Annotated in this window: 22 protein-coding genes and 1 pseudogene; 16 read left to right on the forward strand and 7 right to left on the reverse strand. The window is 74.0% G+C overall.

The window, feature by feature from the left end; genetic code table 11:
- Positions 1 to 96: 96 nt before the first annotated feature.
- The 4 genes from IEY56_RS07760 to IEY56_RS07775 all read left to right on the forward strand — a co-directional run bounded on the left by IEY56_RS07760 (position 97) and on the right by IEY56_RS07775 (position 3,699).
- Positions 97 to 1,485: an MFS transporter gene (locus tag IEY56_RS07760; protein ID WP_373292053.1), complete on the forward strand. Its 1,389-nt coding sequence runs from the start codon at positions 97 to 99 to the stop codon at positions 1,483 to 1,485.
- A gap of 51 nt (positions 1,486 to 1,536) precedes the next feature.
- Entirely contained in the window at positions 1,537 to 2,028 is a 492-nt protein-coding gene (locus tag IEY56_RS07765) for a DUF2771 domain-containing protein (RefSeq protein WP_189036363.1), read from the forward strand.
- Positions 2,029 to 2,092: 64 nt separating this feature from the next.
- A complete protein-coding gene (locus tag IEY56_RS07770; protein WP_189036364.1) occupies positions 2,093 to 2,815 on the forward strand; it encodes a futalosine hydrolase in 723 nt (240 codons plus the stop codon).
- Entirely contained in the window at positions 2,812 to 3,699 is an 888-nt protein-coding gene (locus tag IEY56_RS07775) for a 1,4-dihydroxy-6-naphtoate synthase (RefSeq protein ID WP_189036365.1), read from the forward strand. The genes IEY56_RS07770 and IEY56_RS07775 overlap by 4 nt, the downstream gene beginning before the upstream one ends.
- A 16-nt stretch (positions 3,700 to 3,715) precedes the next feature.
- Here IEY56_RS07775 and IEY56_RS28925 read toward each other — a convergent pair whose 3' ends face one another.
- Complete coding sequence (locus IEY56_RS28925) at positions 3,716 to 4,099, reverse strand: cold-shock protein (protein WP_045867121.1); 384 nt, start codon at positions 4,097 to 4,099, stop codon at positions 3,716 to 3,718.
- 246 nt (positions 4,100 to 4,345) lie between these two features.
- Here IEY56_RS28925 and IEY56_RS07785 point away from each other — a divergent pair, with 246 nt between their 5' ends.
- Positions 4,346 to 4,600: a hypothetical protein gene (locus IEY56_RS07785; protein ID WP_189036366.1), complete on the forward strand. Its 255-nt coding sequence runs from the start codon at positions 4,346 to 4,348 to the stop codon at positions 4,598 to 4,600.
- Between the two features lie 31 nt (positions 4,601 to 4,631).
- Here the strand turns inward: IEY56_RS07785 and IEY56_RS07790 are convergent, their stop codons facing one another.
- Genes IEY56_RS07790 through IEY56_RS07800 form a run of 3 tightly spaced genes read right to left on the reverse strand, consistent with a single transcriptional unit; the run spans position 4,632 to position 7,411 of the window.
- Entirely contained in the window at positions 4,632 to 5,303 is a 672-nt protein-coding gene (locus IEY56_RS07790; protein WP_373292048.1) for an HAD family hydrolase, read from the reverse strand.
- A 52-nt stretch (positions 5,304 to 5,355) separates the two neighbouring features.
- A complete protein-coding gene (locus tag IEY56_RS07795) occupies positions 5,356 to 6,282 on the reverse strand; it encodes a carbon-nitrogen hydrolase family protein (RefSeq protein ID WP_189036368.1) in 927 nt (308 codons plus the stop codon).
- Between the two features lie 4 nt (positions 6,283 to 6,286).
- Positions 6,287 to 7,411: a hypothetical protein gene (locus IEY56_RS07800; protein WP_189036369.1), complete on the reverse strand. Its 1,125-nt coding sequence runs from the start codon at positions 7,409 to 7,411 to the stop codon at positions 6,287 to 6,289.
- A gap of 131 nt (positions 7,412 to 7,542) precedes the next feature.
- On the opposite strand from IEY56_RS07800, the gene IEY56_RS07805 reads away from it, so the two are divergent.
- Complete coding sequence (locus IEY56_RS07805) at positions 7,543 to 10,116, forward strand: helicase-associated domain-containing protein (protein ID WP_189036370.1); 2,574 nt, start codon at positions 7,543 to 7,545, stop codon at positions 10,114 to 10,116.
- Positions 10,117 to 10,134: 18 nt separating this feature from the next.
- Here IEY56_RS07805 and IEY56_RS07810 read toward each other — a convergent pair whose 3' ends face one another.
- Positions 10,135 to 10,644 carry a hypothetical protein gene (locus tag IEY56_RS07810; RefSeq protein WP_189036371.1) on the reverse strand — a complete coding sequence of 170 codons (510 nt, stop codon included), beginning with the start codon at positions 10,642 to 10,644 and terminating at the stop codon, positions 10,135 to 10,137.
- Positions 10,645 to 10,931: 287 nt separating this feature from the next.
- Here IEY56_RS07810 and IEY56_RS07815 point away from each other — a divergent pair, with 287 nt between their 5' ends.
- A complete protein-coding gene (locus IEY56_RS07815; protein ID WP_308424123.1) occupies positions 10,932 to 12,662 on the forward strand; it encodes a DNA repair helicase XPB in 1,731 nt (576 codons plus the stop codon).
- Here the strand turns inward: IEY56_RS07815 and IEY56_RS07820 are convergent.
- Positions 12,572 to 13,753: pseudogene (locus IEY56_RS07820) on the reverse strand (glycosyltransferase 87 family protein); the annotation flags it as partial. The gene IEY56_RS07815 and the pseudogene IEY56_RS07820 overlap by 91 nt on opposite strands.
- Before the next feature lie 348 nt (positions 13,754 to 14,101).
- Between IEY56_RS07820 and IEY56_RS07825 the strand changes: the two are divergent.
- The 4 genes from IEY56_RS07825 (at position 14,102) to IEY56_RS07840 (ending at position 19,077) form a co-directional block, all read left to right on the forward strand.
- Positions 14,102 to 16,213 carry a HelD family protein gene (locus IEY56_RS07825; protein WP_373292049.1) on the forward strand — a complete coding sequence of 704 codons (2,112 nt, stop codon included), beginning with the start codon at positions 14,102 to 14,104 and terminating at the stop codon, positions 16,211 to 16,213.
- 269 nt (positions 16,214 to 16,482) lie between these two features.
- Positions 16,483 to 17,496, forward strand: coding sequence for a LacI family DNA-binding transcriptional regulator (locus IEY56_RS07830; RefSeq protein ID WP_189036372.1), 1,014 nt, complete (start codon positions 16,483 to 16,485; stop codon positions 17,494 to 17,496).
- Between the two features lie 108 nt (positions 17,497 to 17,604).
- Positions 17,605 to 18,396, forward strand: a complete 792-nt coding sequence (locus tag IEY56_RS07835; RefSeq protein ID WP_189036373.1) for a VOC family protein — start codon at positions 17,605 to 17,607, stop codon at positions 18,394 to 18,396.
- Between the two features lie 126 nt (positions 18,397 to 18,522).
- Positions 18,523 to 19,077, forward strand: coding sequence for a GNAT family N-acetyltransferase (locus IEY56_RS07840; RefSeq protein WP_189036374.1), 555 nt, complete (start codon positions 18,523 to 18,525; stop codon positions 19,075 to 19,077).
- Between the two features lie 58 nt (positions 19,078 to 19,135).
- Here the strand turns inward: IEY56_RS07840 and IEY56_RS07845 are convergent, their stop codons facing one another.
- Positions 19,136 to 19,942 carry a copper homeostasis protein CutC gene (locus IEY56_RS07845; protein WP_189036375.1) on the reverse strand — a complete coding sequence of 269 codons (807 nt, stop codon included), beginning with the start codon at positions 19,940 to 19,942 and terminating at the stop codon, positions 19,136 to 19,138.
- A 172-nt stretch (positions 19,943 to 20,114) separates the two neighbouring features.
- Here IEY56_RS07845 and IEY56_RS07850 point away from each other — a divergent pair, with 172 nt between their 5' ends.
- From IEY56_RS07850 to IEY56_RS07870, 5 genes are all read left to right on the forward strand, one after another.
- On the forward strand, positions 20,115 to 20,813 hold the full coding sequence (locus IEY56_RS07850) for an HD domain-containing protein (RefSeq protein ID WP_189036376.1): 699 nt from the start codon (positions 20,115 to 20,117) through the stop codon (positions 20,811 to 20,813).
- Between the two features lie 280 nt (positions 20,814 to 21,093).
- Positions 21,094 to 21,669 (forward strand): RNA polymerase sigma factor, encoded by a 576-nt coding sequence (locus IEY56_RS07855; RefSeq protein WP_189036377.1) that lies wholly within the window; start codon positions 21,094 to 21,096, stop codon positions 21,667 to 21,669.
- Complete coding sequence (locus IEY56_RS07860) at positions 21,659 to 22,306, forward strand: hypothetical protein (protein WP_189036378.1); 648 nt, start codon at positions 21,659 to 21,661, stop codon at positions 22,304 to 22,306. The genes IEY56_RS07855 and IEY56_RS07860 overlap by 11 nt, the downstream gene beginning before the upstream one ends.
- Before the next feature lie 371 nt (positions 22,307 to 22,677).
- The gene (locus tag IEY56_RS07865; protein WP_229711705.1) at positions 22,678 to 23,319 is read left to right on the forward strand and encodes a TIGR03086 family metal-binding protein; all 642 of its coding nucleotides are present in this window, start codon (positions 22,678 to 22,680) and stop codon (positions 23,317 to 23,319) included.
- A gap of 360 nt (positions 23,320 to 23,679) precedes the next feature.
- On the forward strand, positions 23,680 to 24,891 hold the full coding sequence (locus IEY56_RS07870) for a Cmx/CmrA family chloramphenicol efflux MFS transporter (RefSeq protein ID WP_189036542.1): 1,212 nt from the start codon (positions 23,680 to 23,682) through the stop codon (positions 24,889 to 24,891).
- Positions 24,892 to 25,045: the final 154 nt, after the last annotated feature.

Consider the following 25,045-nt stretch of genomic DNA (forward strand, 5'->3'; position numbering starts at 1 on the left):
CGCTACCCCACACAATCGGCGGAACTCGTCGAGGGATTGCCCCGGAGGCGCCGTACGGCGTGGACTCTCCGCATCGCACGCGGCCCGTGGGGCAAACTGAAGCTCGTGGCTGCCGAGCCCCGACGCCTGCGTCAGAAGCTTCGCGGAGCCGCGCGTGCCGTGCGACGGCCACCCGCGGCGGTGGCCAGGCGCCTGCGGCGCGTCACGCACGCGCACGGGGCGGGCGAGTCCGGGCTGGGGAAGCTCATCGAGCTGCACGCGGTCAACTCCGCGGGCGACATGCTCATCACGGTCGCTCTCGCCTCCACCATCTTCTTCTCCGTCCCTACAGGCGAGGCACGCGGCAGGGTCGCGCTCTACCTCCTCGTCACGATGGCTCCGTTCGCGCTCCTCGCCCCCGTCGTCGGCCCGCTCCTGGACAAGGTGCCGCACGGACGGCGTGCGGCCATGGCCGCGTCGATGCTCGCGCGGGCCGTGCTGGCTCTGGCGATGGCCGGGGCGGTGGAGACCGGCGACCTGGAGCTCTACCCGGCGGCCCTGGCGGTGCTCGTGTCGTCGAAGGCGTACGGGGTGGTGCGCTCGGCCGTCGTGCCGCGCCTGCTGCCGCGGGCCTTCTCGCTGGTGAAGGCGAACTCCCGGGTCACCCTCGCCGGGCTCGTGGCCACCGGGGCCGCGGCGCCGCTGGGCGCGGGGCTGCACCAACTCGGCTCGCACTGGCCCCTGTACGGCGCGTGCGCCGTCTTCGCCCTCGGCGCCTTCCTGTCCTTCACCCTGCCCGGCAAGGTCGACTCCGCGAAGGGCGAGCGGAAAGCACAGCTCGCGCCGGGAGTCGTCTCGCTGCGCAAGGCACCGCGGGACGAGCCGCGCAACGGCGCCCGTGAGCGGCGGCCCGGGCTGCGCTCCGTCGGTGCTCCGGTCCGCAGCGCCCTCGTCGCCAACTCCGCCCTGCGCGGACTCTCGGGCTTCCTCACCTTCTTCCTCGCCTTCCTCCTCCGCGACCAGCCGCTGAGCGGGCTGTCGGGCGCCGTCTCGCTGGGCGTCGTGGCGGTGGCGGCGGGCGGCGGCAACGCGCTGGGGACGGCCATAGGCTCATGGCTCAAGGCCCGGGCCCCGGAACTGATCATCGCCTGCGTCCTCACCCTCGCGCTGACCGCGACCGTCGCCGCGTCCGTGCTCTACGGCACGGTCACGCTCGTCGCCGTCGCCACCACGGCGGGCATCACCCAGGCCCTCGGCAAGCTCTCCCTCGACGCGCTCATCCAGCGGGACATGCCGGAGGAGGTGCGCACGTCCGCCTTCGCACGCTCGGAGACGCTGATGCAGATGTCGTGGGTCGTGGGCGGCGGGCTGGGCATCTCGCTGCCGCTGATCGGCACGCTCGGCATGTGCGTGGGCGCCCTGCTCGTAGCCACCGGCGTGGCACTGTCCGTGCGGAACCTGCTGCGGTCGGCCCGGCACGGCTCCCCGCACCCGCGCACCGCCTGACCGGGCACCCGCCCGCCGGACGGCCCGGGACTGCCCGGTAGCCTGCCGCACATGAGCTACGCGATCTCCCGGCGGGTCCTCCGCTCCCGGGTCACTGCCGTCGGGGGCGCCGCCCTCGGCCTGTTCGCCCTGTCGGCGTGCGAGAAGCCGACTCCGCTGGTGACCGCGACCGTGAACAGCGAATCCGTCACCACCGAGGCCGCCTGCTACGACGACGGCAAGACGCTGCCGACCGGCGAGGCGAAGAAGTGCCTGGGCGAGAAGGCCGGCACGACGGTCCGGGTCGGCGCGGGCGACAAGCTCCGCCTCGGCGTCGAGCCGGACACCGCCGAGAGCGGCTGGCTCCTCGTGGTCGACGGCCGTCCCGCCCTGCCGGACCCGATCCACAAGACGTACTACACCTTCAACGGCGACGCCTTCTTCCAGCAGCAGTCCGCGGGCGGCGGCGGCAAGGCGAAGAAGACGGCCCAGGTGAGCGTCGTCCAGACGGAAGGCAAGGACTTCAAGGGCGTCTGGCACCTCGACCTGAAGAAGTCCGGCTGACGGGCGGGGTGGCCCGGCCGTGCCCCAGCCGCCGTCCCCGTCCCCGGGCGCACCCTCCCGCGCGGTGCGCGTCCTGATCGTGACCGCCGTCCCGGCCGAACGCGACGCTGTCGCCTCCGGCCTCGGCGATGCGGAGCCCGTGCCGCTGCCGTGCGGGCAGGCCGGGTACGCACTGCACCGCGCGCACGCCGTTACCGGCGAAGGCCCGCTCGTCGCCGACGTGCTCGCCGCCGGAGTCGGCCCGGCCGCCGCCGCCGCGGGCACCGCCACGGCGCTCACCGCCGCCTCGGCGGCGGGCGAGCCGTACGACGCCGTCGTCTCGGCGGGTATCGCCGGGGGGTTCGGGCAGCCGCCGGGCGGCACCGTCGTCGCCACGTCGATCGTCGCCGCCGACCTCGGCGCCGCCACACCGGCGGGCTTCTCCTCCGTCGCGGAACTCGGCTTCGGCACGGTCGAGCACCGGCCGCCCGGGCAGCTCGTCCGCGCGGCGGCCGAGGCGACAGGAGCGGCGGCCGGCGCCGTCCTCACCGTCTCCACCGTGACCGGCTCGGCCGGGCGCGCCGCGGAGCTGACGGCCCGCCACCCGGACGCGGCGGCCGAGGCGATGGAGGGCTTCGGCGTCGCGGAGGCCGCCGCGGCCCACGGCGTGACGGTGCTCGAACTGCGCACCGTCTCCAACCCCTGCGGGCCCCGCGACCGGGATTCGTGGCGCATCGACGAGGCGCTGGCGGCCCTCGGGGGCGGCTGCGCCGCGCTGCTGCCCGTGCTGCGAGCATGGAAGGCATGAGCGCGCACACCCACGTCCCCGGCCGGCGGGCGCCGGACAGCACGGTGAGCATCGCCTACTCGCCGTGCCCCAACGACACCTTCGTCTTCGACGCCTGGGCGCACGGCCGCGTACCCGGCGCCCCGCCGCTGAAAGTGACGTTCGCCGACATCGACGTCACCAACGGCATGGCGCAGCGCGGCGAACTCGACGTCCTGAAGATCTCGTACGGCGTGCTGCCCTGGGTCCTGGACGAGTACGCGCTGCTGCCCTGCGGCGGTGCGCTCGGCCGCGGCTGCGGCCCGCTCGTCCTCACGCGCGGCGAGACGGACGCGGCCGCGCTGCACGGCGGAACCGTCGCCGTGCCGAGCGAGCGCTCCACCGCCTACCTGCTCTTCCGGCTGTGGGCGGCGGAGGAGGTGCCGGGCGACGTCGGCGAGGTCGTCGTGCTGCCGTTCCACGAGATCATGCCGGCGGTGCGCGACGGCAGGGTCGACGCGGGGCTCGTCATCCACGAGGCGCGCTTCACGTACCAGCAGTACGGGCTGCACAAGCTGGCCGACATGGGCGAGCACTGGGAGAACACGACGCGTCTGCCGATCCCGCTGGGCGCGATCGTGGCACGTCGGTCCCTGGGCACGGAGACGCTGCTCTCCCTGGCCGACGCGGCACGCGCCTCCGTGCGGATGGCGTGGGAGGACCCGGAGGCGTCACGCCCCTACGTCCTCGAACACGCGCAGGAGATGGACCCGGCCGTCGCCGACCAGCACATCGGCCTCTACGTCAACGAGTTCACCGCCGACCTCGGCGACGACGGCATCGCGGCGGTACGCGGACTGCTCACCCGTGCCGCGGCGGAGGGGCTCGTGCCGCCCCTCACCGACGACGCGCTGCGATTCCCCTGAGGGGCGGCCCGGGGCCTCAGACGTCGAGCTGGTCCGCGACGGCCCGCAGCATTCCGGCGATCTTGCGTCCGTGCTGCTTGTCGGGGTAGCGGCCGCGTTCGAGGGAGTGCGAGACGCCGTCCAGGAGCGTGGTGAGGTCCTGGACGATGGAGGCCAGTTCGTCGGGCTTGCGCCGCTGCGCCGCCGCGACCGAGGGGGCCGGGTCCAGCACGCTCACGGAGAGGGCCTGGTCGCCGCGTTGCCCGGCGACGACGCCGAACTCGACCTTCTGGCCGGGCTTCAGCGCGTCCACCCCGCTGGGCAACACGGAGGAATGCACGAAAACATCGCCGCCGTCGTCGCGGGAGAGGAAGCCGAAGCCCTTCTCGCTGTTGAACCACTTGACCTTGCCGGTAGGCACGTCTGTCCTCGTCCTCGTACTGCCGGGCAGCCTCGGCTGCGTCCTGAACTGAAAGCTCGTGATCGGTGAGTGCTTGCGATCCTGTCCTGAACCGGACTCCGAAGAGCAGCGAGCGGGCCGAATGACCCGCTCACCGCCAAGGCTAGCCCCCCGGCGCCCGGAGACCGGGGGTACCACCGGGCCGCCGGCCCGGGGGATCCGCCGAGTGGTTCCTCCGTACAGTTCCCACCGATCTACCCTGGCCGTGTGAACACTGAAACGTCCGGCGCCGGTGATCTTCTCGTGCGGATCGGCGGCGTGATTTTCCTCGTCGGCGCGCTCGCCACACTCGTCACGGTCGCCCCGCTCTTCCTCGGGACGGAGCCGTTCCCCGCCCCCGCCTACTTCGTCTGCATGCTGATGGGCGTGGGCTTCGCCGTGGCCGCGGGCGGGGTCGTCCGCTCCGCCGCCGCGCAGCGGCGCGAGGCGCGCTCTGCCGTGCGGAACTCCACGGCGCGCTGAGCCGCGTCCCGCCGGGCCGCGTGCCGTCCGGTCAGGCCGTCCCGGAGCGGCGGAAGGAGTCCAGCCACTCGGGGAAGGCCTTGAGCCCGTCCTCCAGCACGACGTCCGCCCCGGCGGCCCGCAGTTCCTCCGCACCGCACGGCCCGGTGGGGACGGCGACGGAGACGACGCCGGCGGTACGGGCGCCCCGTACGTCGCCGGTGTGGTCGCCGACGTACGCGCTCGCTCCGTGCTCCTTCAGCGCCTCCGCCTTCGCCTCGGCCCACAACCAGCCCACCACGGCGTCCGGTTCGATGCCGAGATGCTCCAGGTGCAGTTTCGCGTTCGGCTCGTGCTTGGCGGTGACCACGACGGCCCGGCCGCCCGCCTCGCGGACCGCCGCCACGGCCTCGCGGGCGCCCGGCATGGCCAGTGCCGGGCCGATGCCGTGCCGCCGGTACAGCTCGCGGTAGAGCTCACCGGCCTCCGCGATCCGCTCGTCGGGGAACCAGTGGGCCAGCTCCTGCTCCAGGGGCGGCCCGAGACGGGTGACGGCAAGCTCGGCGTCGATGTACGTGCCCGTCGCGGCGGAGAGTTCCTCGTAGGTCGTGCGGATGCCGGGCCGGGAGTCGATCAGCGTCATGTCGAGGTCGAAGCCGACGGTGGGGCCGTCGCCGGCGCCCTGGCGGTGCGGGGGCGGTGCCTGTGGTGCCATGCCGCGCATTCTGCCCTGCGCGCCGGAAGCGGCCGCCGGCCGCCCCGTTACCGCCGCCCTACTACAGCTCCGTCCGCCGCGCGGAACGCGGATCGTCCGCCACCGTCCCGCTGTGCAGCACCCCGGACGCCGCCCGGTCGCGCCACGCCGCGGTGGAGTCGTACAGCTCCTCCTCCGTGTCGACGGCTGAGAGCAGCACCCCGGCACGGTTCCGGCGCAGGCGGCCGGTGGTCATGCCGTCGGCGCGTACGAAGAAGGCGCCCCAGCAGCTCTCGCGAGCCGAGGTGTTGGGGCAGCTGATCCACATGTGGTTGGCGGCGGCCTCGGCGGTCATCATGGCCCGCTGTGTCACGGTGGCGTGGCTGAACACCCCTCCGGCGTTGAGGCGTTCGAGGTCCTCGCCCAGCTCGGCACGGAGCGCGGCCACCCGTCGGGGCGTGCGGTTCCCCGCGTGGAACGAGTGGAGGACGAGCTGCACGCCGTGGCGCCCGAGGTCTCTGTAGAGCTCCGGATAGCGGTAGTCGTGGCAGATCAGCGCGCCGCAGCGCACTCCCCTGACCGTGAAGACGCACGTGTGGTCGCCGGGCGTGTAGTGCGCCAGGTCGCCGGTGCCGCCGGTGGCGTCGCCCGCGCAGAAGCGCTTGTCGTAGCGGTCGGCGACGGCGCCCGAATCGTCGATCACGTAGAGGCAGTTGTGCGGTTTACGCTCCCCCGTCAGCTGGTGCGCGGAGCCCACGACCGTCCACAGCCCCAGCTCCCCCGCCAGTGCCATGACGCGGCGGGTGACCGACCGCAGCAGCTCCCAGTCGAAGCCCCGGTGGCCGGCGATGTCGGTGCCCGCGTAACCCGGCAGGCAGGCCTCCGGGAAGTGCGCGAGGTCCGCTCCCCGCTGCTTCGCCGTCCGCATCTGGCGCATGACGTAGCGGCCGTTGCGCGCGATGTCCGCACTCACCGGGAACTGGCACGTCGCCACGTTCAGCCGGGCCACGGGCTCACCCCCTGGGTCTCCGGGCCCGCCACGCCAGGAAGAGCGCGCTGGCGACTGCCGCGATCTTCAGCAGCACCGGCCATGCCTCGGCGAGCACCTGCCCCAGCGCGTCACCGCCCTGCGGGATCCGCTCGCCCCAGCGGTCGTCGATACGGCCCCACACCCACACCACCGCGCCGCCCGCGACGAGCCCGGGCATCCCCGCCGCGGCCCACTTGGCCTCCACGCGGCTCAGCCTCGGCGACCACCACGCCGCCAGCCACCCCACGGCCAGCGGGATCAGCGACCCCGCCACGGCGCCCGCCACCAGCAGCACCGCCGCCGTCCACTCGACGACCCCGCCGGCGCGGGGGCCGCCCTGCGCCCCCCGTCCCCGCCACAGGCCGCGCAGCCGGCCGGCGCCACCGCCCGCGTCCTCGACCACGTCGACGGGGGCGCCGGCCTCGCGCGCGCCGGGGACCGCCGCCCCCGCGCCGTCCTTGCTCTGGCCGCCCTCTTCGCCGGGCACCGGCGGGGGTTTCATCATCTGCGGTATCTCGATGCCGCCGACGAAGCCGGGCACGGGCTTGCCGAAGGTCCGCCCGCCGCTGTCGCCGTACGGGCTGGGGTCGACCCGCCACCAGTCCGGGTCCGACTCCTCGGGCCCCAGCTCGTCGATCCCCGCCAGGTGCGGTGCGGAGGCTCCTCTGGCGGCCGTGACCTGGGGTTCGGCGGGCGCGGACGGCTCGCCGGGGAGGCCGCGCCGCGACGTGCCCCGCTTCCACAGGGACACCTTCGGCTCCCCGGAACCGGTGCCGCCGCCGGTGCCTGTGCCGGTCCCCCCGCCGTACCTGTCGCCGCCGTACCTGTCGCCGCTCGCGGAGCCGCTGCCGGAGGTGCCGCCGCGCGGCGCGGGCACGGAGCCGCCCGCTCCCGTGACGACGTCCTCGGGCCGCCCCAGCCGCGAGAGGATCTTCCGCACGGCGGCCTTGCTCTCCGCCCCGCCCTGCTCGGCCCGCATCCGGTCGATCTCGCCGCGCAGCCCGTTCACCAGGCGTGCGCGCTCGGCGGCCGTCATCGACGTACTGTGCGCCAGATCGCCGATCCGGCTCAGGTAGTCGAACACGAGCTGATCGCTCTCGATCCCCACCAATTCCCCAACGGATGCTCGCTCTTGGCGCCTGCCCTGCCACTCGCCAGGCTCGGACACGACGGTACCGCGCCCGGCGGCCTCCGACGCGGGCGCGACCGCGCCCCGCCCGTCCCGCTAACGTGGTGTGGATGAGCCCCGAGCAGAACGGCGGCACGGCCGCACCCCGTACGCTCGCCGACGACCTGCGCGCCCGCGACGACAGCGCGCTCGCCGAGCTGCTGCGCATCCGCCCGGACCTGCTCTCCCCGGTGCCCAACGACCTCACCCAGCTGGCCACCCGCGCCGGAACCCGGGCCTCCGTCGTGCGGGCCGTCGAACGGCTGGACCGCTTCGCGCTGCAGACCGCGGAGGCCATCGCCGTCGCACCCGACCCCTGCCCGTACGAGACGCTCCTGGGCCTCCTTCGCGGCGATCCCGACCGCGTGGAGGGGCCCGGCGATCCGGCACGGCACGTGGCGGGCGAGCTGCCGCGCGCGCTGCGCACCCTGCGCGCGCAGGCCCTGCTGTGGGGCGGCGACGACCGCCTCCGCCTCGTGCGGACGGCGCGCGAACTGCTGACGCCCAGCCCGTCCGCGCCCTCGCCCACCGGCCTCGGCCCGACCCTCGCCGAAGCCACGTCCGGCATGTCGCCGGGACGGCTGCAGGACATCCTCGCCAACGCGGGCCTCGGCCCCACCCACGACCCGGTCAGCGCGCTGGCCGCGCTGACGGACCTCTTCACCGACCGTGCCCGCATGGCGGGGCTCCTGGACGAGGCGCCGCCCGAGTCGCTGCTCATGCTCGACAAGCTGCGCTGGGGCCCGCCCTACGGCTCCGTCCACGCGGACCGCCCGTCGCCGCCGGTGACCTGGCTCCTCGACCGCGCCCTCCTCGTACGCTCCTCCGCCCGCACCGTCGTGCTCCCCCGCGAAGTGGCCCTGCACCTGCGCGGGGGCCGGGCGCACCGCGACGTCGAGCCGGTGCCGCCGCCGCTGATGCCGCGCCGCGAGTACCCCCCGGAGACGGCCGACGCCACGGCGGCCGGACAGGTCCTCTCCGCCCTGGGCACCCTGGAGGACCTGCTGGCCGACTGGGAGTCGGACCCGCCCTCCGTGCTGCGCTCCGGCGGTCTCGGCGTACGCGACCTCAAGCGCACCGCCGCCGTCCTCGACGTGCCCGAGCCCGTCGCGGCCTTCTGGATCGAACTCGCCTACGCCGCGGGCCTCCTGGCCCCGGACGGCGAGGCCGACGAGGTCTACGCACCCACCCCCGCGTACGACGACTGGCTGCGCCGGCCGGCGCACGAACGGTGGGCGCACATCGTCGTCCGCTGGCTCACCGGCACCCGTGTACCCGCCCTCGTGGGAGCGCGGGACGCGAAGGGCCGCGCGCTGGCCGCGCTCGGCCAGGGCCTCGACCGCGGGCTGACCGCGGACGTGCGGTGCCGCACGCTGACGCTGCTCACGGCCCTCGCGCCCGGTGCCGCACCCGCGCAGCACTCGGTGCTCGCGCGGCTCCGGTGGGAGCACCCGCTGCGCGGGGGCTCGGCGCCGCCGCCGGGCACGGAGACGCCCCCGACGGCAGGGGCCTCCGAGGAGCCCGGACCGGCCGATATGCGCGCACAACTGGCCGAATCGGTTCTGCACGAGGCGGAGTTGCTCGGCTTGACGGGGCGCGGCGCGCTCGCCTCGTACGCCCGCGTCCTGCTCTCCACGGAAGCCGGCGCCGGTGCCCGCACCGCCTCGGAGGTGGCGGCCCTGGAGGCCACGGCCTCGGAGGCCTCCGCCCTGCTGGCTCCGCTGCTGCCGGAGCCGCTGGACCACATCCTGCTCCAGGCCGACCTGACCGCGGTCGCCCCCGGCCCGCTGGAGCGCCCCCTCGCGGCGATGCTCAACGTCCTCGCCGACGTCGAGTCCAAGGGCGGCGCCACCGTCTACCGGTTCACCCCCGCCTCGGTCCGGCGCGCACTCGACGCGGGACGCACGGCCTCGGACGTCCACGCCTTCCTCGCCGCCCACTCCCGCACACCCGTGCCGCAGCCGCTGAGCTACCTCGTCGACGACGTCGCGCGCAGGCACGGCAGGCTCCGCGTCGGCGCCGCCTCCTCGTACGTGCGCTGCGACGACGAGGCGCTGCTGAACGAGATCATGGCGGACAAGCGGTCCGCTGCGCTTCGTCCGCGGCAGCTCGCCCCGACCGTCCTCGCCTCGGCCCTGCCGCCCGACCAGCTCCTGGCGAAGCTGCGGGAGATGGGTTACGCCCCGGCCGCCGAGTCCGACGAGGGGGACGTGATGATCACGCGTGCCGACGCGCGCCGCACACCTCCGCGCTCGGCGCCGGACCCCGTTCCCGACGGCCCGCCGGTGCCGGACACCGCGCTGCTCACCGCAGCCGTACGGGCGATCCGCGCCGGGGACCACGCGGCCACGGCCGAGCACAAGCCGCGGCAGCCGGGCGGACGCGCCCCGCGCCCGCGCTCGCAGGGCGGCGAGCCGCCCCGCACGACCTCCGCGGACACGATCGCCACGATGCAGTCGGCCGTGCTCTCCGGCGACGCGGTGTGGATCGGCTACGTCAACGCGGACGGGGCCGCGAGCCAGCGGGTGATCGCGCCGGTGCGCGTCGAGGGCGGCTTCGTCACCGCCTACGACCACACCGCCGACGAGGTGCGCACCTACCCGCTGCACCGCATCACGGGCGCGGCGGAGCTGGCCGACAACTGACGGCCGGCGGGCCGCCGTTCAGCCCGCGGCAGTCGCGGTCTGCCGGGACGCCCCCGCGGGCCACACCACGTCGACGGCGAGACCTGCGCCGCGCGCCCCGCTGACGATGTCCGCCATCGTCCCCGCCTTCTCCAGCGCGTTCGGCTGGCCGTCCCAGATCGCCACCAGCCGGTCGGCGCGCTCCAGCAGGACCGCGTTGGCGGCCTCGTACGCCTCGCGGCTCGCCGTCTCGAACGGGAGCACCAGCACTTCGTCCGCGGCGGCGGTGAGGCGGTCGTAGGTCTCCGCGTGGTCGGGCTTCACGGTCGCCGTCCGGTAGTCCCTGCTGGGCAGCACCGCGACGAGCCGGCCGCCCGCCGCGAGCACGGACTCGGCGAACAGCGAGTCGGCGCCCGGCGCCACGCAGGACAGCCCCACGAGTCCCGACGGCTCGAACATGCGCAGCAGCCGCTCCAGTTCCGCGCGCACCAGCGGCACCGTCTCCTCGGACAGCTCCATGTGCCCGGTTACCGCAACTTTCGTCGCCATCCCGGTGCTCTCCTTCGTCAGTTCTCTCCGGCGCGCCCCGGACACGGTCTCGTGGTCACGCATCTCACACGGACCACTACACCTCGTATTTGGGCGTATAACCGTATAGACCTCGGAGCTTTGCGCGAGGCCACACGCACGGCAGGCGCCCGTGTGGCCGTGCGCGGCCGCCACGACACCGAAATGCGCCCATGGGGCACACTGGACGATTGACCCGTGTGCCGGAGCCGGCCTCCCGACGGCCGCCCGACCGCATCTCCCGCAGTCGCGAGACGGAGGAAACGCGCGTGAACGGTGGTCCCCTGATCGTCCAGAGCGACAAGACGCTGCTTCTGGAGGTCGACCACGAGCAGGCGGACGAGTGCCGCCGCGCCATCGCCCCCTTCGCGGAGCTGGAGCGGGCGCCCGAGCACATCCACACCTACCGCCTCACCCCGCTCGGCCTGTGGAACGCGCGGGCCGCGGGGCACGACGCCGAGCAGGTCGTCGACGCTCTCGTGGCGTACGCCCGCTACCCCGTGCCGCACGCCCTGCTCGTCGACGTCGCCGAGACGATGGCCCGGTACGGGCGGCTGCGGCTGCTGAAGCACCCCACGCACGGCCTGGTCCTGGAGAGCAGCGACCGGCCGGTGCTGGAGGAGGTGCTGCGCTCGAAGAAGGTGCAGCCGCTCGTCGGCGACCGCGTCGACCCGGACACCGTCGTCGTGCACCCCTCGGAGCGCGGCCAGATCAAGCAGGTGCTGCTCAAGCTGGGCTGGCCCGCCGAGGACCTGGCCGGCTACGTCGACGGCGAGGCGCACCCGGTCACGCTGCGGGAGGAGGACTGGACGCTGCGCCCCTACCAGCAGCAGGCCGTGGAGAACTTCTGGCACGGCGGCTCCGGCGTCGTCGTCCTGCCGTGCGGTGCGGGCAAGACCCTCGTCGGCGCCGGGGCGATGGCGCAGGCGCAGGCCACGACGCTGATCCTCGTCACCAACACCGTCTCGGCCCGGCAGTGGAAGTCGGAGCTGGTGCGCCGCACGTCGCTGACGGAGGACGAGATCGGCGAGTACAGCGGCACGAAGAAGGAGATCCGGCCGGTCACCATCGCCACGTACCAGGTCGTCACGACCAAGCGGAAGGGCGTCTACCCGCACCTGGAGCTGTTCGACTCGCGTGACTGGGGCCTGATCGTCTACGACGAGGTGCATCTGCTGCCGGCGCCCGTCTTCAAGTTCACCGCGGACCTCCAGGCCCGCCGCCGCCTCGGGCTGACGGCGACCCTCGTCCGCGAGGACGGCCGCGAGTCCGACGTCTTCTCCCTCATCGGGCCGAAGCGCTTCGACGCGCCCTGGAAGGAGATCGAGGCGCAGGGCTACATCGCCCCCGCCGACTGCGTCGAGGTGCGGGTGAGCCTCACCGACTCCGAGCGCCTCGCATACGCGACGGCCGAGACGGAGGAGAAGTACCGCTTCTGCGCGACGACCGACAGCAAGCGGCGCGTGACCGAGGCACTGGTGCGGCAGCACGAAGGGGAGCAGACCCTCGTCATCGGCCAGTACATCGACCAGCTCGACGAGCTGGGCGAGCACATCGGGGCGCCCGTCATCAAGGGCGACACGACCAACAGGCAGCGCGAGAAGCTCTTCAACGCCTTCCGCGAGGGGGAGTTGAGCACCCTCGTGGTCTCGAAGGTCGCGAACTTCTCCGTCGACCTGCCGGAGGCGACGGTGGCCATCCAGGTGTCGGGGACCTTCGGGTCGCGGCAGGAGGAGGCGCAGCGGCTCGGGCGGGTGCTGCGTCCCAAGGCGGACGGGCACGAGGCGCGCTTCTACTCCGTCGTCGCCCGCGACACCATCGACCAGGACTTCGCCGCGCACCGGCAGCGCTTCCTCGCCGAACAGGGCTACGCCTACCGCATCGTCGACTCGCACGACCTGCTGACCGGCGCGCCCGAGTCCGCTGCCGAGACCGGCTCTCCCGAGGCGCCCGGCGCCCCGGACCCGTCCGGGGGCGGGGCAGGGCCGGAGGCGGAGTAGCAGCGGGCCGCGACACCCGCGAGCAGCGCGACGGTCAGCAGCGGATACGGCGAGGCCAGCGGCTGCGCCCACCACGGCAGCCGGAGGTCGAGGGTGCCGTGCTTCGGCACGAGCCACAGCGTGCGGGCGCTGAAGACGGCGTACACGGCGAGGGCGGCGCCCCGTCGCGCCGGCTCCGCCGCCATGAGGACGAGCAGCGGCACGCACCACACCCAATGGTGCGACCAGCTGATCGGTGAGACCAGCAGTGCCGTCAGGGCGGTGACGAGCACGCCCCAGCCCTCCAGCCCGTACCGGCGGCGCAGCAGGCACGCCAGGGCCAGCCCGGCCGCCGCGAGGACGGCGGCCGGGGCGAGCCACAGCATCCCGGGCTCCGCGGTGTGCGCGACGCGGGCGGCGAGGCCCTGCAGCGACTGGTTGTCGACGATCCACGCCTTGCCGACACGGGCCGTCTCGAAGATCCGCCTCGTCCAGAACTCCCAGCTCGCGCCCGGGAGTACGAGCGCTCCGAGCGCCGCGGTGCCCGCGAAACCCGCCAGTGCCGCGAGGGCGGCCCGCACCCGTCCCGTCAGCAGCAGGTAGACGGCGAAGACGGCGGGGGTGAGTTTGACGCCCGCGGCGACGCCGACGGCGATGCCCTTGCCGCGTGCGCCGTCGGGCCGCCCCAGGTCCCACAGGACGGCGCAGGCCAGCAGCAGGTTGATCTGCCCGAAGAGGGCCGTCTGGAAGACCGGTTCCAGCCACAGGCCGGCGGCGGTGGCGGTCAGCAGGAGCGGCAGGCGCACCTCCCTTCCGCCCGGTACGGCGGTGAAGCGCAGGGACAGATGCACGAGCAGCACCAGCAGGACGACGTTGCCGGCGAGGAACGCGGCCTTCGCCGCACCGAGGGAGAGCCAGGCGACGGGAACGAACAGCAGCGCCGCGAACGGCGGGTAGGTCGCCGGCAGCTTCCACGCCGTGACGGCGAAGCCGTACAGATCCGTGCCGCGGGAGACGGCCTCCCCCTCCGCCCGGTAGACGTGGACGTCCGCCATCGGAAGGCCGTCGACCGCGCAGACGGCGGCGAACGCCGCGAGGGAGAGGGCGAGCAGTGCGGCCGCGTGCCGCTTCCGTCCGATGCAGGCTCCGAGCCCTGTCCTCAACTGTGGCGACTCTCCTTCAGGGGTGCCCGGGCCCGCTCGCGGCCAGGGCGTGTCGTCTTCTCCGGCGGCAGACCATAACCCCGCGGGATGAAAACGGTTGGCACCCGGTCCGGCCGCGCCGCTAGGATTCCGCGTCTGCCGCCTCCCGTGCCGGGAGGCCCCCGGCCGCTCGGAAACCGGCCGGTGCTCTGACCTCTCCGCGACGCACCGTCAGCACCGTCAGCACCGTCAGCGTGTGCCGACACCGCCGCGGACATCAGCACCGAACACCACCGCGTACCCGCCGGAGGCAACACCGTGTCCGCCCCTGCCCAGCCCCAGCACGACTCGACGGACGGACCCGGATCCGGTCCGCTCGACGAGCCCGGCGCCGAATCCGGTCCGCTCGGCGCGGAACGCCGCCATCTGGCCACGTCCCGCGCCGCGCTGCGGGCCATGCGCGAGGAGGCCGAGGCCCTCGACATCGCGGACGTCGCCGCGAACTGGGTCAACGCGCAGACCCTGCGCAACGACGTGGAGGCCCGCATCAAGTCGCTGGCGGACCTCGCAGGGACGCCGCTCTTCTTCGGACGGCTCGACTATCTGCCGCACGCGGCCGTCGCCGAGGGCTCCGACGGCGGCGACGTCTTCCACATCGGACGGCGCCACGTCCACGACGCCGACGGCGACCCGATGGTCGTCGACTGGCGGGCGCCCGTCTCCCAGCCCTTCTACCGCGCCTCCCGGAAAGACCCGCAGGACGTCGAGCTGCGGCGCCGGTTCGGCTACTCCGGCGGGGAGCTGACGGCGTACGAGGACGAGCGGCTGAGCGACCCCGGCGAGGACGAGAAGACCTCGCAGCTGCTCCAGCGGGAGATCGAACGCCCCCGCGTGGGGCCCATGCGGGACATCGTCGCGACGATCCAGCCCGAGCAGGACGAGATCGTGCGAGCCGGGGTGGAGGGCTCGCTGTGCGTCCAGGGCGCGCCCGGCACCGGGAAGACCGCGGTCGGGCTGCACCGTGTCGCGTACCTGCTGTACACGCACCGCGAACGGCTCTCGCGCACCGGCACGCTCGTCATCGGCCCCAACGCCTCCTTCCTGCACTACATCGAGCAAGTGCTGCCCGCACTGGGCGAGATGAGCGTGCGGCAGGCGACCGTCGACGACCTGGTGGCGCACGTCCCCGTACGCGGGGCGGACAGCGCCGAGGCCGCCCGCGTGAAGGGCGACGCCCGCATGGCGCAGGTGCTGCGGCGGGCGGTGCGTGCGGGGGTGACGCCGCCCGAGGAGCCGTGCGTGGTGGTGCGCGGCTCGCGCCGCTGGCGCGTCCCCGCCCACGAACTCGCCGAGATCATCGAGGAGTTGCTGGCCCGGGACATCCGCTACGGCGCCGCGCGGGAGGCGCTGCCGCAGCGGATCGCCCACGCGGTGCTGGTCCGTATGGAACAGGCCGGCGAGGCACCGGACGACCGCGTGCAGGACGCCGTGGCGCGGAACCCGGCCGTCAAGGCGGTCGTCAAGTCCTGCTGGCCCGCGGTCGATCCGGCGAAACTCGTGCTCCGGCTGCTGTCCGAAGCGGACTTCCTCGCGGAGCACGCGGACGGCGTCCTCACCGCCGAGGAGCAGCGCTCCGTGCTGTGGCCGAAGCCCGCGCGGGGGGTGAGGTCCGCACCGTGGTCGCTCGCGGACGCCGTACTCGTCGACGAGGCCGCCGACTTGATCAGCCGCACGGCCTCGCTGGGCCACGTCGTCCTCGACGAGGCGCAGGACCTGTCACCCATGCAGTACCGCGCGGTGGGACGGCGCTGCTCGACCGGTTCCGTGACGGTGCTCGGCGACATCGCGCAGGGCACGACGCCCTGGGCCACGCCGAGTTGGGACGAGGCGCTGCTGCACCTGGGCAAGCCCGGCGCGGCCGTGGAGGAGCTGACGCTCGGCTTCCGCGTGCCGCGCCAGGTCATCGCCTACGCGTCGCGCCTGCTTCCGCAGATCGCGCCGGAGCTGGAGGAGGCGACGTCTGTCCGCGAGTCGCCGGGTGACTTCGCCGTGCGGCGCTGCCCTGCCGGAGGGCTCGACACGGCCGTCGTCGAGGCGTGCCGGGAGGCGCTGGAGAAGGAGGGCTCGGTCGGACTGATCGCGGCGGACGCCCGCATCCCGGCGCTGGCGGAGGCCCTCAGGACGGGCGGCCTGAGCCACCTGGAGCCCGGCACGGAGACCAGCGCAGACTCCCGCCTCACGCTCGTGCCCGCCACCCTCGCCAAGGGCCTGGAGTACGACTACGTGGTGCTGGACGAGCCGTCCGCCGTGGTGGAGGGCGAGCCCGACCTCCGCACGGGTCTGCGCCGCCTCTACGTCTCGCTCACCCGCGCCGTCTCCGGGCTGACCGTGGTGCATGCGGCGCCGCTGCCCGAAGCGCTCGCCGGCTGACGCGGGCTGGGCGTCGGGCGTCGAGCGTCGAGCGTCGGGCGTCGGGCGTCGGGCGTCGAGAAAACGATTACAACGAGGGCCCTGCGCGGGGTGTCCGACGGACAGCTCCCCGTCGCTACTCTTCGTTCTCACTGCGCTCCTCAGGGCGAACAATGCCGCCTCCGACCCCTGAAATCCATTTCACGTCAGTAAGGTGTCCCCGCAGGAAGGGCCGGAGATCGCCGGTGGCGGTCCCGCGGCCGGAGGACGCGACGGCGTGGAGGAGCCGGGTGGCAACGATCAGCGACGTGGCGCGCGCCGCCGGGGTCTCCCCGGCGACCGTCTCCCGCGTCTTCAACGGCGGCCGGGTCACCGCGGAACGCGCGGAACGCGTCCGCAAGGCCGCCGCCGTGCTGGGCTTCTCCCCGAACCGGGTGGCGCGCTCGCTGCGCACGCAGCGTGCCAGCGTCATCGGCCTCCTCGTTCCGGACGTCGAGGACCCCTTCTTCGCCTCGCTCGCCCGCGGAGTGGAGGACACCGCCCTGCGCGGCAGCCTCTCCGTCGTGCTGTGCAACACCGACGACGACGTCGAGAAGGAGCGGCGCTACCTCGACGTCGCACTCGCCGAGCAGATGGCCGGCGTGATCGTGGCCGCCGCCTCCCGCACGCGCACCGACCTCTCCGGGCTCGTCGCGCGCGGCATGCCCGTCGTCGCGGTCGACCGCCGGCCCCGTGCGGCCGAAGTGGACGCCGTGACCGTCGACGACCGGCACGGCGCCGAGGACGCCACCGTCCACCTCCTCGAGCGCGGCTACGAGCGCGTCGCGTGCATCGCGGGCCCCGCCGGCACCTCCACCTCCGAGGACCGGCTCGCCGGCTACCGCTCGGCCATGCGCGACGCAGGCACGTCCGACGAGCAGATCCACGACCGCACCCGGCACGGCGACTTCCGCGTCGAGGGCGGCCACGCCGCGATGCGGGAGCTGCTGGCCCTCCCCGAACGCCCGGACGCCGTCTTCGTCGCCAACAACCTGATGGCGCTGGGCGCCCTGCAGGCCCTGCGCGAGGCGGACGTCGAGCCGCCCGCCTTCGGTGTCCTCTCGTTCGGGGATCTGCCCTGGGCGTCTCTCGTCCGTCCCCCGCTGACCACCGTCCAGCTGCCGTCGTACGACCTGGGCGCCTCCGCGGCCGAACTGCTCCAGGACCGCGTCGCGGGGTCCGGCAAGCCCCTGCAGACCGTGGTGCTGCGCACGGTGCTGCGGGTCCGCGACAGCACGCGGGGCCCGGCACCGCGCCCCGCCTGACCCGGCCGGGCCCCCGCCGCTCGGCGCGCGGGAGCGGGCGCGCGATGGGACGCTGGGCCGTACAGGGGACGGACCGGCTCGTGTCCGGGACTTGCGGAGGGAATCACCATGATCACCACTGACTTCTCGACAGGCGCTCCGTGCTGGCTCGACATCGGCGTCAGGAGCGTCTCCGCCGCGAAGGAGTTCTACGGCGGAGTGTTCGGCTGGACGCTGGAGCAGTTCGGACCGGGCGACGACGCCTACGGTCTGTTCAAGAACGACGGGAAGACGGTCGCCGCGGTGGGCCCGCTCGACGAGGACGCCCGTTCCGGCTGGATGGTCTACTTCAGGACGCCCGACCTCGACGAGACGGCGGAGGAGGTCCGCCGGCTCGGCGGCACCGTCCGCCTGGGGCCGTCCGAGGTCGACGACCAGGGGCGCCTTGCACAGTTCAGCGACCCCCAGGGCGGCCGGTTCGCCGCATGGCAGCCGAGCAAGACGCCGGGTCTGGAGAGCGTCGACGAGCCCGGTTCGCTGATGTGGGTCGAGCTCTACACGACCGATGCGGGCGCGGCTAAGGAGTTCTACAAGCGCCTCTACGGATGGCAGTACAGCGAGATGCCCGTCCCGGACGACCCGGAGACCACGTACGTCATGATCACTCCGGCGGGAGAGGAGCAGGAGCGCATGCACGGCGGCCTGATGCAGGTCCCGCAGGACACCCTCGCCCTCGCCGGCGGCGACCCGTTCTGGCACCCCGTCTTCCACGTCACCGACTGCGACGGAGCCGCCGCCAGGGTCGGCGAACTCGGCGGGAGCGTCGTCATGGGGCCGCAGAACGCGGAGGGCGTCGGACGTATGGCCGTCTGCCTGGACCCCTTCGGCGCCGACTTCGTCGTGCTGACGCCCTCCATGTGACGACGGGTCCGCACCTGCGCGCCACGGGGTGACGGTTCGGGAACGCGGAAGCGGTCGGGAACGGCCGGGAGGCACACGCTGCGGAACCGCCTCCCGGCCGGCCCTGCGACCGCATACCGTCGGGCGATGGCGTCAGCGGACAGCGAGTTCCTCCTCAGCGGCCCCCGGGTGGGGATACGGCGTGTCACCTGCGAAGACCGCGACGAAATCGCCGCCCTCGCACGGGAGAGCGCGGAGCTGCACCGGCCGTGGGTGCCGCAGCGCGACATGAGCCGGGAGGCCTTCGCGCAGTACGTCGCCCGATTCCAGGAGCCCACTCACGAGGGGTACTTGGTCTGCCTGCGGCACGGCGGGGACATCGTCGGCGGCGTCAACGTCAACAACATCGTCAGGGGCAGCCTGCAGCGCGGCACCCTGGGCTACGTCGCCTACGCGCCCGCCGCCGGACGGGGATACATGACGGAGGGACTGGGGCTCGTGATCCGTTACGCGTTCGAGGAGTTGGGGCTGCACCGCCTGGAGGCCGACATCCAGCCGGAGAACACCCGCTCGTCGAAGCTCGTCGCACGGCTGGGCTTCCGTCTCGAAGGGCACTCCCCCGCCTTCCAGTTGATCCAGGGCGAGTGGCGGGACCACGACAGGTGGGCGATCACGCGCCAGGACCTGGAGCGGACGGACTGACGAGCGGGCGGACGGGCGGGCGGGCGGACTGACTGACGGGCGCGCGGCGGCCGGTGGCTCAGCCGTCCTGGAACGTGGCGTCCAGTTCGCGGCGCCACGTCCGCACTCTGACCGCGTCCACAGGGCTGTCCCATCCGTTCGGACGCGCGGCGCCGCCGATGTGGAACGCGCTGATCCCCGCCGCGGCGAGTGCGGGGACGTGGTCGAGGCGGAGCCCTCCGCCGGCCAGGATCCGCGCCCCGTAACCCGGTTCACCGGCCCTGGTGCGTGCCGCCTCAGCGAGGAGCACGTCGAGTCCGGCGCCGACGCCGGCCGGCGACCCGGCCGTCAGATAGGTGTCCGGGGCGCTGCACGCCGCCGTTCCGTGCGGGACCGCACCGTCCGCATCCGCGGGCACGGGATCCGCGCGCCGTGCCTCCTCGTCTCCGGGATCCGGCGGAAGTCCGGCGAGCGCACGGCGCAGCCCGGCGCGGTCGGCCGCTCGGTCGATGGCGCGGTGGAACGTCCAGGAGCAGCCGCCGACTTCGGCCGTGACGGCCGCGAGGGCGTGCAGGTCCGGCCGCCCGGAACCGTCGAGGAAGCCGAGCACGAACTCGTCGGCTCCCTCGGCGCGCAGCCCGCGTGCCTGCTCGCAGAGCCGGGCGAGCGCGCCGTCGTCTCCGGCCGTGAACCCGGTGGACGCGCGCAGCATGACGCGCAGCGGAAGGCCGACGGCCGCGCGGACGCGGGCGAAGGTCTGCCGGTCCGGGGTGAGGCCGTCGGAGGCCATGTCGGCGGCCAGTTCGAGACGGTCGGCCCCTCCGGCCTGCGCCGCCCGCGCGTCGTCGGGCGTCAGGGCGATGACCTCGAGGATTGGTCTAGACATGTTCCGCACTCTGCCACACCTCCGACCTCCCGGGAAGGCGGCATCGCGCCGCCGGTGGAGCCGGGCCCGCCGGCCGTGCCGAAGCCGGAAAGGGCGTCAGGAGCCGTCCGCGGACCCGCGCGTCACCCGGCCCCGGACCGTCCCGCCCCGTCGGCGGAGGGAGAATCGCGCCATGGCAACCGACGAAACCGCTTCCCGTGCCACGCGCGAGCGGCTGCTCGCGGAATGGCGCGCTCTTCTCGTACGGGTCCGGGACGGCGAGGAGGAGCCACCGCCCGAACCGTACGGCGAGGACCTGATCGGCCGATGGTCGGAACCCCAGCGGCACTACCACGACGTCGGCCACCTCGAAGCCGTGCTCGGCCGCGTGGACGAACTCGCCCCCCACTCGCCCGGGGCGGACGCCGACACGGTGCGGCTGGCGGCCTGGTTCCACGACGCGGTCTACCGCCCCGACAGGAGTGAGAACGAGGAGCGCAGCGCCTCCCTCGCGAGACGCGCACTGCTCGAAGCCGGGGTCGGCCCGGAGCGTACCGAGGAGGTCGTCCGGCTCGTACGCCTCACCGTCACCCACGATCCCGAACCGGGCGACACCGCCGGGGAGTTGTTGTGCGACGCGGACCTGGCCGTGCTGGCGGGCACCCCCGCCGAGTACGCCGCCTACGCCGCCGCCGTGCGCCGGGAGTACGCCTTCGTCCCCGAGGAGCGCTTCCGCGCGGGGCGCGCCGGGGTACTGCGTCAACTCCTCGGCCTGCCCGAGCTGTTCCGCACTCCTTACGCCCGGGAGCGGTGGGAGGAGGCCGCCCGCCGCAACCTCACTACCGAGTTGGGGCTGCTCGGCTCGCAGACCGGGGAGGACGGGCCGAGTTGAGAGGAACCGTGAGGACGGCCGGGGGACGCTGAGCGGAACGTTCCGAGGACGGCGGGGAGCAACAAGCAGGGGCGAACGCACGGGTCGCCGGGGAGACGATCGTCCCAAAGCGGGCGGACTTGCGGCCTCCGGTGGTTCCCACGACCCTGAACTGCCAGCCTGTCAGGGCGCAGCCGAGCCCCGGGCCCGGGCGGCCGTGACGCACCATGACGAGGCACGACGGACTTGACGCACCGCCACACCACCCAGACGCAACCCACCACGGAGGGTCGCAGGCCACGTGGTCACTACTTCCGACACCGGCAACGAACCCGGCCCCTCGTTCGACGACGTCTTCTGCGAGCTGCTGCACCGGCTGTACCGGAGGGCTGCGATGCTCGCCGGGTCGCGCCAGTCGGCTGAGGACGCCGTCCACGAGGTGTATCTCAAACTGGCCGCGCGGCCCGAGCGTTTCCTCGCCCACCCGGAGCCCTACGCCTACGCCTTCTCCTCTCTGCTGAGCGTCGTCCGCGACGGCTGGCGGCGGGAACGGCGCCAAGTGCTCGTCGCCGACGTCGAGTTCGCGGGGGAGTCGAGTGCGGCCTCCCCGGGGCCCGGCCGCCAGGCGGACGACGGGGGCCTGGAGCGCAGGGCGTCGGAGCTGGAGACCGTCCGTCTGCTACGGCAGTTGACGGTACGTCAGGCCGGCGTCGTCGTCCTCGTCGATCTGGACGGTTACACGATCGACCAAGCCGCGAAGATCCTGGGCCTGCACCGGGGCACCGTGGCACTCACCCGGAGACGGGCACTGGACAAGCTGCGAGGCGCGTTCCCACAGCGCGCGGGCCGCTCGAGAGGAGAACGGCATGCGTGCTGAACGCGAGGAGACGGCGCGGGTCCTGCGCGAGCGGCTGCGGTCCGCCGACGCGGAGATAGAGGTCCCGGACGGCCTGTGGGAGAGGGTGCGCGCCACGCGCGGCGACGTCACCGCCGGCACCGACGTACCCGCGCCACGGCGTCCGGGTCCGCTGGTGCTGATCGCAGTCGCCGCCGCGGCGGTGGCCGTCGTCGTCAGCGGCACGTGGTGGCTGGTCTCCCCGGCGTCCGGTCCGGCGCCCGGGGAGAGCACGGCGCCGCCCGCGGACTCGGGCGGGGGCGCCGTCACGCTGCGCGTGTACAACGTCGAGAAGCCGTGCCGGGAGCTCCGCACCCTGGAGTGCTCTCTGCGGATCGCCAGGAACCCGTACACGCTCTACGCCGACCCGGACAACGCGGCGGGCCGCGTCTGGCACGGCGACCGTCTCACCGCTGACTGCGTCGTCACGGACGGCAGGCTCGTCACGGACGAGAAGGGCATCTCCTCGACGCGCTGGTACCGGGTGGAGAAGGCGGAGGGCGGCGACGGCGGCCGCCTCCGGGGCTGGCTGCCGGGCGTACGCACCCGCAACACCACCGAGGTGCCGGTCTGCCCGGCGGACGAGAGGCCCGACCGGAGCGGTGAGAAGGGCAGTTGACGGGCGCCTGGCGACGGCGCGGCGCCACGGGCCACCCCGGCGGCGGATGGCCCGGCGGCAGACGCCGGTGGCCGGTCCCGCGGGTTCCGGCGGCGTGGGTTCCGGCGCGTGGGTTCCGGCGGCGAGGCGCGGTGCCCGCAGATCGCCGGTGGTGCGCGGCGCCGGCCCGCGTGCCGGGACGGCAGGGCGTGGGCGGCCGGCTCTTCCGCTCACACCCGCAGCCGCCCCGGCACTCCCCCGAGTGCACGCAGCCCGGCGACCGCGCTGCCCGGAGCCGTACGCCGCTGCGTACGGCCCGGACGCCCGGTACACGTACCTGTGGGCCTCCCCGTATGACACGCGGCCAAGTGACATACGTCACATAATCAGAGGTGGTCCGCAACTCCCGGAGGAGGCTCGTACGGGTCAGCCGGGATGCCGCCCGCCACAGCAGGCGCACCATGGACGGCATGGACCTGATCGACGCCTTCGACTCGGCCTTCGAAGAGTGGGACCGGCTGGTGCACGAGGTCGGCCCCCGGCAGTGGGAGGAGCCCACGCCCTGCTCGGACTGGAACGTCCGGGACCTGGTCAACCATCTCGTCAGCGAACACCTCTGGGCACCGCACCTGCTCGCCGGGGAGACGCTCGCGCAGGTCGGCGACCGCTACGAGGGCGACGTCGTCGGCGGCGACCCGGTGGCGGCCTGGGAGCGGGCGGGCAGCGGCTCGTGGCCGGCGTTCCACCGCGAGGGCGCGCTCCACGGCGACGTCCACGTCACCGGCGGCAAGAGCCCGGCGACGGAGTACGGCTGGCAGATGACCACCGATCTGGCGGTGCACGGCTGGGACCTCGCCCGCGGGATCGGCGTACGGAGCCGGATGCACGACGAACTCGCCGACGCCGTCTACGCCCACATCGCCCCGATGGCAGAGAGCTGGCAGGGAGCGGGCGTCTTCGACCCTCCGGTGCCCGTGCCGGACGACGCGGTGCCGCAGGAACGGCTGGTGGCGCTGCTCGGCCGCCACCCCTAAGGCGTCCCGCCTCCGGCCTCCAGAGCCCGCCGCCGTGGAGCGCGCCGCCGCCTCAACCCGCCGGTGCGCCGGGCCGCCGGTTCACCGGACCGCCGTACGCACAGGACCTGCGCGGGACCCCCGCGGGACCCGCCCCTTGCGGGACGTCTCACCGGAATGCCGCGCGCCTGCGCGCCGTTGACGCGTGACATGCCCGACTCCAGCGCAGAGAGCGACCGCCCGGCCCACGCCCCTTCCCGCGACGCCTCCGGCGCTCCCGGCAACGCCGCACGGGACACCGCCCTCCAGACCGCCGCCTCGCAGGCTCCGCCCGGCTCAGGCCCCCTCGGCGGCAAGACTCGTCCCTCCGGTCGCAGCCGCATGCCGCTGTCCGTCTACGTCCTCGGACTGGCCGTCTTCGCGCTCGGCACCTCCGAGTTCATGCTCTCCGGCCTGCTGCAGCCCCTCTCCCGGGACCTGGGCGTCTCCATACCCCAGGCCGGCCTGCTGATCTCCGCGTTCGCGGTCGGCATGGTCGTCGGTGCGCCCGTACTCGCCGCGGCGACGCTGCGGCTGCCGCGCCGCACGACCCTGATCTCACTGCTCCTCGTCTTCGGAGTCGGCCAGGTGGCCGGAGCGGTCGCCCCCACGTACGAGTTGCTCTTCGCCTCCCGCGTCGTCAGCGCACTCGCCTGCGCCGGCTTCTGGGCAGTGGGCGCCGCCGTGGCCGTCTCGGTCGTCCACGTGGACGTGCGGGCCCGGGCGATGGCCGTTCTCGTCGGCGGGCTGAGCATCGCCAACATCCTCGGGGTTCCCGCGGGTTCGCTGCTCGGCCAGCACGCGGGATGGCGGTCGGCGTTCTGGGCGGTGGCGGTGATGTCGGCGGTCGCGCTGGCCGGGGTGCTGGCGTTCGTACCGCGGACGCAGCCGCCGACGGGCGACGACCGCCCGAGGCTCGCCCGCGAGGTGCGCATCTACCGGGACAGGCAGGTGTGGCTCACCGTCCTCACCATCGCCCTCAACGGCGCCGCGGTCTTCGCCGTCTTCTCCTACCTCGCGCCGCTGCTCACGGAGGTCGCCGGCCTGCGCGAGAGCTGGGTGCCGACGGTGCTGGCGCTTTTCGGGCTGGGCGGGCTCCTCGGCACCGCCATCGGCGGCCGGATCTCCGACGGGCACCTCTTCGGCACCATGTACGGCGGCATCGCGGCGTCGGCGGCGGCGCTGGCGCTGCTGGCCCTCTTCGCCCGGAGCGGTGCCGCCGCGGTGGGGCTGGCGCTCCTGCTCGGCGTCACGGCGTTCATGACCGCCCCCGCGCTGAACACCCGGATGTTCGACGTCGCAGGCACGGCGCCCACCCTGGCGGGAGCGACGACGACGGCGTCGTTCAACATCGGCAACACCGCCGGTCCCTGGCTGGGCGGCCTGGTGATCGACGCCGGGTGGGGCTACCAGTCGGTGGCCTGGACGGGAGCCGCCCTCGCGGCGGCCGGCGTGGGTACGACGGCATGGGCGTCGCACGTGCGGAGGAAGACCGCCGCTCGCGTCCGTCCGCCGCGCCACGAGCCCGCGGCGGTGTGCCCCGACCCCCGATGAGCGCGCCGAACGATGAGCGTCATCTGTCAGTTGTCATCGGTCAGTCGTCATCGGTCATTTGTCATCCGTCATTTGTCATCCGTCGCTCGTCAGACGGCAAACGCAGGGGGGTGAGCGTCAAACGCTGAGCGCCATCCGTTAGTCGTCATCCGAT

Origin of the sequence: Streptomyces daqingensis (assembly GCF_014645895.1) — a bacterium.
Taxonomy (GTDB): domain Bacteria; phylum Actinomycetota; class Actinomycetes; order Streptomycetales; family Streptomycetaceae; genus Streptomyces; species Streptomyces daqingensis.